The 9,004-nt window shown below is 48.8% G+C and carries 5 protein-coding genes; 3 read left to right on the forward strand and 2 right to left on the reverse strand.

The annotated features are described in order from the left end of the window. Nucleotides 1–2,919 carry a GAF domain-containing protein gene (locus WBA89_RS02685; protein WP_424403837.1) on the reverse strand — a complete coding sequence of 973 codons (2,919 nt, stop codon included), beginning with the start codon at nt 2,917–2,919 and terminating at the stop codon, nt 1–3. A 235-nt stretch (nt 2,920–3,154) separates the two neighbouring features. Between WBA89_RS02685 and WBA89_RS02690 the strand changes: the two genes are divergently transcribed. Next, nucleotides 3,155–4,318, forward strand: coding sequence for a quinone-dependent dihydroorotate dehydrogenase (locus tag WBA89_RS02690; RefSeq protein WP_424403839.1), 1,164 nt, complete (start codon nt 3,155–3,157; stop codon nt 4,316–4,318). Nucleotides 4,319–4,754: 436 nt separating this feature from the next. Further along, nucleotides 4,755–5,558, forward strand: coding sequence for a DUF2267 domain-containing protein (locus WBA89_RS02695; RefSeq protein WP_424403841.1), 804 nt, complete (start codon nt 4,755–4,757; stop codon nt 5,556–5,558). Between the two features lie 24 nt (nt 5,559–5,582). On the opposite strand, the gene WBA89_RS02700 is transcribed toward WBA89_RS02695, so the two are convergent. Then, the gene (locus tag WBA89_RS02700) at nt 5,583–5,801 is read right to left on the reverse strand and encodes a hypothetical protein (protein ID WP_424403843.1); all 219 of its coding nucleotides are present in this window, start codon (nt 5,799–5,801) and stop codon (nt 5,583–5,585) included. Between the two features lie 121 nt (nt 5,802–5,922). Between WBA89_RS02700 and WBA89_RS02705 the strand changes: the two genes are divergently transcribed. After that, nucleotides 5,923–8,571, forward strand: coding sequence for an EAL domain-containing protein (locus WBA89_RS02705; protein WP_424403845.1), 2,649 nt, complete (start codon nt 5,923–5,925; stop codon nt 8,569–8,571). Nucleotides 8,572–9,004: the final 433 nt, after the last annotated feature.

Genomic DNA, 9,004 nt, shown 5'->3' on the forward strand with positions numbered 1-9,004 from the left:
TTAAGATGTGGCTAGGGGCAGCACTAAGCGGGCGACAATTGCATTATTTTCTAACATTTCTAAGGATAAGTTTCCCCCCATTAAGCGTACCGCTCGCTGACAAATTAAGAGATTTTGGACGATCGACCTATGTGGCGAAACGGCCAGTATATCGGGGTGGGAACCGCCGTTGAAAGCAGTAATTAACTGTCGATCGCACTTTCGGCCGCTATCGATCACAGACAACTCTAACAAATCTTCCCCCAAAAGCACAGAGCGAATCTCAATCTTGTCGCCCACTTCAGAGCGCCGGCAAGCCACCGCCAGCAATTCGCACAGGATTAAATCGAGCTTGAGGCTGTCGGCGCGAACGCTCAAAGTCTTGCCCGCAGGCAGCGACACAGCAGCCTCTGTGTTGACTTCCAGCAAGACTTGCGACTGTTTGACCATTGGGGCCGCGCGATCGATCGATCGCCTCAGCCAAGCGCTCACAGACACCGCATCTCGTGCGAATTGCAGCCGCCACGGTTCGCGTTTGAGCATCAAATGAGCTGACCCCAAAGCATTGCCCATTTGTCGCAAAACCTGTTGGTAGCGCAAAGTTTTCAGAGCATCCTTTTGTTCCTTCGCCGACTGCAAAATCGACTGGCTCAACTCCCCCAACTCCTTCACCCCCGCTCCCACAGTGCGGTAAAAATCCTCGAAACGGCGCTGCTTGTACCAGTTGAGCATTTCCAGATCCAACCGCTGCGACTCAGCGGCCGATTGCACCGCCAAATACCTGTGCCACCAAGCCAAGTGAGACACCATCGATCTCAGTAAATTCACGGACAACTCCGACCACTCGCGGCCGCCAGCGTCCGCAACCACCACAATGCCCGCCGGAGCGTGTTCTGGGGCTGTCTGCAGCGCCACCGCCAGAATCTCGCCAATTCCCGGACTGCGGAGCCACCGCTTCGTCGCCAGGGGGACTTGGCTCAGGTTCACTTGCAGCACGCCTCCCCGCGCCAGGGTTTGCTGGATCAAAGCATCTGTTTGCACGGGAATCACAGCATCGGGATTGAGGGCAAATACGGGATTGGCCGCTACCGCTGCGGAGATTGAACCCCACTCCTGGCCGGGATGCCAAGTAATTACGGCTACTAAAGGACAGGAAATTGTCTGGGAAACGTCTCGAGCAAAGTTACGATCGAGCTTTTGCAGCGGCAACTGTGGGAAAATTACAGGCGAAGCAGATTTCTGCTGCCCGAATTGCACCTCGCCAGAATGCTGCAAAACCGCTAAACCAGATTCGATCGATCGCGAGAATTGCTGATATTTGTCGATTTGGGAACTTTGCTGCCAAGAGTGCAAAATTAATCCTAGCTGTTGGCTGACTATTTCAACTAATTCTCGCTCCGCGCGCTTCCAAGTACGAGTGGCGCTGTGCCCGACAACCAGCAAACCCTCGATCGATTTTCGATTTTCGACGGGCGATTTGGGATTGCGGTTTTCGGACTTTGCCGTTTTCCCCCTAGTGTTCGATGCCAAAAGCGATCGCACCCCCGACTCCGCCAGCACTTCCCGCCAAGCTCCCAACCGCCCGTCTTCCTCCCAATTTTCAATCCCCAGAGGTTCCCCGCACTCTTGCAGCAGCCCCCTGTCAGCCGCATCGAGAGCTTTGAGCGGCGAAGGAACTGGCCTGCGGTTGCGGGGCAGATTTTGGGAGACAATTTCAAAGCAATTTTGTTCTTCACCGTACAGCAACAGCAAAAAATATTCGCATTTGAGCCGAGAGCACAACTTTTCGGCAGTATTTTTCAAAGTCGCCTCCCAGTCAGCATCGCTGTAAATGGCGCGAGCAATGCCGGCAGTTAAATCTCGATCGAGCTGTGTTTGCTCAATTTTCTCCTCCATCTCCGACAGAGGAGCAGTCAAAGCCACCAACTCCGCCACTCCCCGCAAGTAATGTTTTTCATTGTCTTGCCAAATCCGCGGCTCCGTCGCTTCCACTGCCATAAATCCCAACAATTCGCCTTCGGAAACAATCGGCGCAGCCAACAGAGAGCGAGCGCGGATTTGCTGCATCAACCGCCCAGTCAGCTCAGTTTTCAGAGAACTGTGAGATTCACCGATCCAAACCATTTGTTCCGCAGTCAAAGCCTGATAAAATTCGCCCAAGTCTTGCACCGTGATGCCCGAAGCCGGTCGCTTGGGGCCCAAACCCGGAGACACTTGGCGGTTGCTGACTCTGCGCCAAAAATAGCGCCGCTCTGCCTCGAACCAATAAACATTAGTCCGCGACGGCTCGATAAATTCATGGGTTTGTTCGACTACCGCTTGCAAGTATTGGTCGAGCGTTCGCAATTCCCGCAACTGCGAAATCAGCGCTAATAGAGACTCGTCCGGGTGTTTGACTTGTTCTCGCTGCCAATCTTTTTCTATTTGATAAAGAGCAGTTGCCAGCGCTCCAAATACGATCGCCAACTGCGTTTTTTCCTCCGACTTTGGCGACGCTCCCCACTCGTCCGTCCCCAGCAAAATCACGCCGTAGCAGCGGTCTTTGTAGCGCAGCGGAAACAGAGTCGTGCCTTGAACGTTGAAAGTTTGAGCTGCCTTGCGCCATTCTCCCGCTCTGTTTTCCGATCGCAAATCCGGGACTTCCACCGGGCACAGTTGAATCACCACTTGTTCGAGCAAATCCCCCGGATTCAGGGCAAACCGCTGTTTGAGAAAAGACAAGTCGCCGTTAGGAGTCATGCCGCCTTTCCCGAACAATCGGTGAGCTTGTCGATCGTACAACCCGATCCAAATCAACCGCCAATCAAATTCTGCTTGCAAGTAACCCAGCGCGGTTTCCAGCAGCACTTCCACATTCTCCTCTTCTCGGAGAGTTTGGAGAACGCGCTCCAAGCTGGCAATTTGTTCGTCTAAATCCTTCGGTCTTTGCTGATGCCCCATTTCCCTGATTCCCCGCACCTTTGTCCAATTTCAAATTACCAACTCAAAAAAATTAAAAATTAAAATGAAAAACAATCAACCTATAATATAATCGTCTCAATTATGATTCAATCTCAAACATTAAATAAAGTCGATCGCCAGTTGAAGTAAAAATCTTCGCTTGATTGTCGTCGGCTTTTGAATATTTTTATTTCCCTTCTAATTTCTCATTTGTCAAGTGCCCCAGGATAAGTCATTGGATATATATCGATCGAGCCTGCGCCCGCTGTTGTTTTCCGTATTGAAAACCGACGCCGAGTGGCTGCACAACCGCACTCTCCAAATTCTCGAACTCGCAGCCAGAACCCAGTCAAACCCAGCAACCAGCCAAATGCTCTGGCGATTGCAAAAATCTTTGGGAGTGCAAGATTCTCGCCTCGAACAATCGAAGTGGGGAATAAGCTTCAAAAATCCTGTCGGTTTGGCCGCCGGATTTGATAAAAACGGCCAAGCAGCCGAAATTTGGGCAAATTTTGGCTTTGGCTTTGCCGAAATCGGTACAGTCACCAGCCAAGCGCAGCCGGGAAACCCCCAACCTCGCTTGTTTCGCTTAGAGGCTGACAGCGCGGCCCTCAACCGCATGGGCTTTAACAATCAAGGAGCCGCAGCAATGGCCGCCCGGTTTGAGGCTTCCCAGAAACAGTCAAAATTAGATGCTTCGCGTCCCATGCCTCAGTCACCTTACCCGATCGGCATCAATCTCGGTAAATCTAAGGTAACACCGTTAGAGCAGGCAGCAGCCGATTATTTGGAGAGTTTTAAGCTGCTAAAAGATTGGGGGGATTATTTTGTAGTCAACGTTTCATCTCCGAATACGCCTGGATTGCGATCGCTCCAAGATGCTGCGGGGCTCAGCACAATTTTGGAAACTTTGCAACAAGAAAACCGGGGAATCAAGCCAATTTTAGTCAAAATTGCGCCGGATTTGGAGATGGAGGATATCGCATCAATCCTCGACATCGCCAAAACCTACCAACTAGCAGGAATTATCGCCACAAACACCACCATCCGGCGCGACGGATTGAAAACCCAAATATTGCCAAAAACCGGCAAACCCATCGCCGAAGAAGCTGGCGGAATTAGCGGAATACCAGTGCGGGGGCGATCGACAGAAATCATCCGATTTATCTGGCAATATACAAAAGGCGAATTACCGATAATTGGAGTTGGCGGCATTTTCACCGCCCAAGATGCTTGGGAAAAAATCGCCGCCGGCGCGAGTTTAATTCAAGTCTATACCGGCTGGGTTTACGAAGGCCCTTGGATGGTGCGCCGAATTTTGGAAGGTTTGCTGCAAAAATTAGATGAAAAAGGATTTAATTCAATTTCCGAAGCCGTTGGTTCGGAAAATATTAAGTAGTGTCCAAACGGGTTTTTGACAAGCGAATTTCAAAGGTGGTACAGCCCCGACTCATTTGTGGAATCGATCGGGAGCATCTAATACCATTTTTCTTTCATATGTGCTACTACCCCCCCCACTCCCCCCCTTAATAAGGGGGGGGTTGGGGGGGGTAATATCTAGCGCTACTTTATGAAATTGGTATAAAATCTCAAATCTCAAATCGAATGACCCCGCCTGCGTCAGAAACTGTAAAAGTAGAGGCGGTTGCCTTCGGTAAATCTACCTAAAGGAAGATTCTAGTCCACACAAAACTTTAACAACTTCCACCTGCTGAGAGATACTTGTTTGTCTGGTTTTGATTTAAATTTTTTTAAGTAGTAACGATCGCAATTTTAGCAATTAAAAATATGATTTTTTACTTGCTGTTTGCCGGATATTAACCAAGGAGATATTGATGACAATTGCAATCAGAGACGACCTGACTTACATTTTGCTCAAACAGATCGGCAGCGGCAACGCCAAGGGAGAGTCTGCCATTAGGAATGCAGCCGAAGAATATGTCGGTCGAGAAGTGGCAGAAGCGGAATTGCTCGGTCACTTGGACTACCTCAACCAAAAAGCATTTATCAAAGCGGAGTTTAGCGGAGAGCCTTACGGAGGGACTGAGTTATTGCCGCCTTTAGTGGCATTTCAAAAAGCAGATTTAACCGAAAAAGGTCGCAAAATGTTGCAGAAAATGGAGACGAATCCTCCTAAGTCCCTGCATCAAGAAGGGTCAGCAGTTCCGATCGCCACTAAGGATATGCCCTTTTTAGAAAAAGTGATGGTAAACGGTAACATGGAGGATATTTTTGATGCCCGCGATATTACCGAATTGGTGTACCGGACAATGCGGGATTTGATGACAACAGAAGCCAGCGATCGCGTGGAAGCCGAACTGCACGCAGAAGTTTTGCCGGCGACGGACGACAAAACCCTGCAAAAAGAAATAGCCGACCTCTGGAAAGATACGAATCCGCTGGTGGGATTGCTGAGTCGGGTGCGCCCGCCTTGGCAAGGGCCTGCACCTTTCGTCATCGATTCCAACTTGTTTATTTTTCGGGTGGAACAAGAAGGCGGACTTCCTTCTGGGGTCAAACCGGAAACTGCGATCGCCGCTGTATTTTCGGCAACAAAGGATGAGTTGTCCGAGGAACGAATTCAGGAAATAGCGGGCTTTTTGCCGGACAGAATTCTGAAAATTTGGCAGTCGGCTTGACCGGATATTTCCGAGCATTAATACTTAGCAACCGGGTTGAGGAACCAGCATTCTGTGCGTACTGCCAGAAACCTGTCTCGTCAGCCCGGTTTCTGTGTGCGTGCAATTAGTTCGATCGAGAGCAATCAAAATCCGAGATGGATCTGGAGTTGCATTTCTGTCGGTAGAACCTTGTAACTGCTGTGAGAAACCGGGTTTTTTACCTAAATTTGTCGGCCAGTCAGAACGATCCCTAAAAACCAAATTTCTCAACCCCGCGTTGAATAAATCCCCCAGACGCAGCGAAAGTGTTGTATTCTATAATACAGGGCGAGTTGACACAGCAGCTCGCAAAAATGCTGTCAACAGCCGGAGATCAAAAGGGATGGCCCGCGCAAAAGTTAGACCCATGTCAAGATCGATTCTCGAACAAGAAATTTTACTCAATCGCATTACTAATCGCATTCGCAACTCTCTAGAATTGCAAGAGATTTTGACGACAACGGCGCGAGAAATCCGCAGCTTTTTAGGCAGCGATCGGGTAAAAGTTTATCGCTTTGAAGCAGACGGTAGCGGTGAAGTGATTGCTGAGTCGATCGACGGCGACAATTTGCCATCTCTTTTGGGTTTGCGCTTTCCTGCTGGCGACATTCCCAATAGCGCCCGCGAAATGTTTGTCAAAGCGCGGCAGCGAGTGATTGTAGATATCCAATTGCAGCATCAAACAATTAATCGGTTAGACTGTCCCGAAACCGGCAAAACTTTAGCAGTTGAAGATATTCGCTATTCTCCTGTAGACTCCTGTCACGCTGAATATCTCAAGTCTATGGGGGCGCTTTCTTCTCTGACTGTGCCGATTTTGCATCAAAATCAGCTTTGGGGGTTGTTGGTTTGTCACCACAGCCAACCGAAACGGTTTAACGATCGAGAATTGAAAATGGTGCAGTTGCTGGTAGATCAGCTTTCAATTGCGATCGCCCAATCTTTTCTGCTGAGTCAAGCCCGACAGCAAGCGCGCGACGAAGCCGTTGTCAACCAAATTAGCAGTTTGCTGCACTCTCCTCTGGAACTCAACGAAATTCGGCAAGCAGTTCTCGAACAAACTGTCAAGCATTTGCAAGGTTCGGGAGGGCGGCTGTACATTGCAGCCGAGTTTGGCGATCGGCCCGCTAAACTTTATACCTGCGGCCAGCAGCCACAGGATGCCGATCTTGAACTCAGCGAGTTTTGGCAGCAGATCATGGGGTTTGCCAACCAAGACGAGGGAGAAAAAACTGCAGGTAATACCAGCCAATTAGGTGTTTTTCAAAACCTATATTCCGAGCATTACAGTTCAACTGACACAAATATTTCCAATTTAATTGTACCTCACTTGTACGCGATTTCCGATATTTCTCAAGAACCTCAACTCAAATCTTTATCTGCAAATTTTATCGAAGCTGACCTGCGGTCAGTTTTGGCAGTACCGCTGCAATACCATCAACAGTGCATCGGCTGTCTCACCGTTTTTCGCAGCGCCGTAGAAACCGAAATTTGGTGGGCTGGAAATTGCAATTCCGACGCGCGGAACGATCGTCCCCGACAGTCCTTTGCAGCTTGGAAAGAAATCAAAACCGGGGAAACTCAAAAATGGAGCGCCGAAGAACTGAAGCTAGCAAAATCTTTGGGAACGCACCTGTACATGGCTGCAATGCAGAGGCGCGTCGAGGCGATGATCCGACATCAAGCTTCTCACGACCAACTAACAGGTTTAGCGAACAGGTTGCTGTTTAATGAAAGGCTGTCTTTAGCTTTAGCTAACGCTCACCAAAACGCCGAAATGCTGGCGGTAATCTTTCTAGATTTGGACAGATTTAAAAATGTTAACGATACTCTCGGACACCCCGTGGGCGATTTGTTGCTGCAAGGTGTATCTCGGCGTTTGACTAACTGTTTGCGCGTAGGAGATTCGCTCGCTCGTTGGGGCGGCGATGAATTTACCGTGCTGCTGCACAATATCAACAGCCCTGAAGAAGCAATTAAGGTTTGCCAGGAAATTATCCACAGTTTGAGCAGTCCTTTTGATTTTGACGGGCTGGAACTCTATACTAAGGCTAGCTTGGGAATTGCTTTGGCTCCTTACGACGGAGAAGATGCAGAAACTTTGCTAAAAAATGCTGATGCTGCGATGTACAGAGCGAAACAGAAAGGTCGGAATAATTATCAGTTTTACACGCGGGCGATCGGCAATCAAGTCTCCGAAGAACTGAACTTAGAAAATCAGCTTTACAAAGCTCTGAAAAATTCAGAATTTGTGCTGCACTACCAACCGCAAATCAACTTAAAGACTGGCAAAATAGTCGGCATGGAAGCTCTGATCAGGTGGCAGCATCCCGAACGCGGTTTGATTGCTCCCGCTCGATTTATTCCCTTAGCTGAGGAAACAGGATTTATCTGTCAAATAGACGAATGGGTGATGCGAACTGCTTGCTTGCAAAATCGAGCGTGGCAGTTAATGGGATTGCCGCCGGTGCGGATAGCTGTGAATTTATCAGGCCGCCAGTTTATGCAGCCTAACACGGTACAAACCATCGCTAAAATTTTGTCAGAAACCGAGTTAAATCCCGAATATTTGGAAATAGAAATTACCGAGAGCATTGCGATGACCGATGTGAATTTTACGGTGTCGGTATTGCGGCAGTTGCAGCAAATGGGAATTCACATTTCTCTGGACGATTTTGGTACCGGTTATTCTTCTCTGTGGTCTCTGAAAAACTTCCCGCTGAACAATTTAAAAATAGACAAATCTTTCGTGGCAGATTTGCTCGAGGACAGCAGCGGTGCTACGATCGTTAAATTGGCGATCGCCCTGGGCCAAGGCTTGAATTTACAGGTGATTGCAGAGGGTGTGGAAACTGCAGAACAGTTGGCATTTTTGCAGTCGCTGCAGTGCGAGATGGGTCAAGGTTACTTCTTTAGCAAACCATTACCGGTGGCTGCGGCAACCCAATTGTGCCGGGAAAATCAACTGAGTAAAATATGCAGTTGTAATTAACAACCCGGAAGCAAAATAAAAAAGGGCGCTGCCTAATTGCGGGATGATTTTGATTGTTTTGTGGGATGGGCGTCGGGCCCCGAAGGCGTGTATTTTCAAAGCGCGTACGACCAGAGGCAGGGAATCGCGGGGTGTACAGCAACGGCCACAGCGCGATCGGGCATTTTCGAGTGCCCAAATCATTGGTATTATTACCTCTTCCTGCTGCCTCCTGCTGTACTTCATAAACCTGGAATATGCTGTATTTCTTGGGTTCAGGGCATCGGTTTGTAGTCAGGACTTTAGCCCTCACTACGAACAAATTTGGGCGTTGCTGATTCTAAATATGAATCAACTTTTCGCTTGATGTTACAAAGCTCAGCATACTTGGCTTATAGCAATTGGGAAATCTTGAATTCATATTTGTATTCAGCAACGCCAGATTTAACATCTC

The organism is Microcoleus sp. (assembly GCF_049646505.1).
Taxonomy (GTDB): Bacteria; Cyanobacteriota; Cyanobacteriia; order Cyanobacteriales; family Microcoleaceae; genus Microcoleus.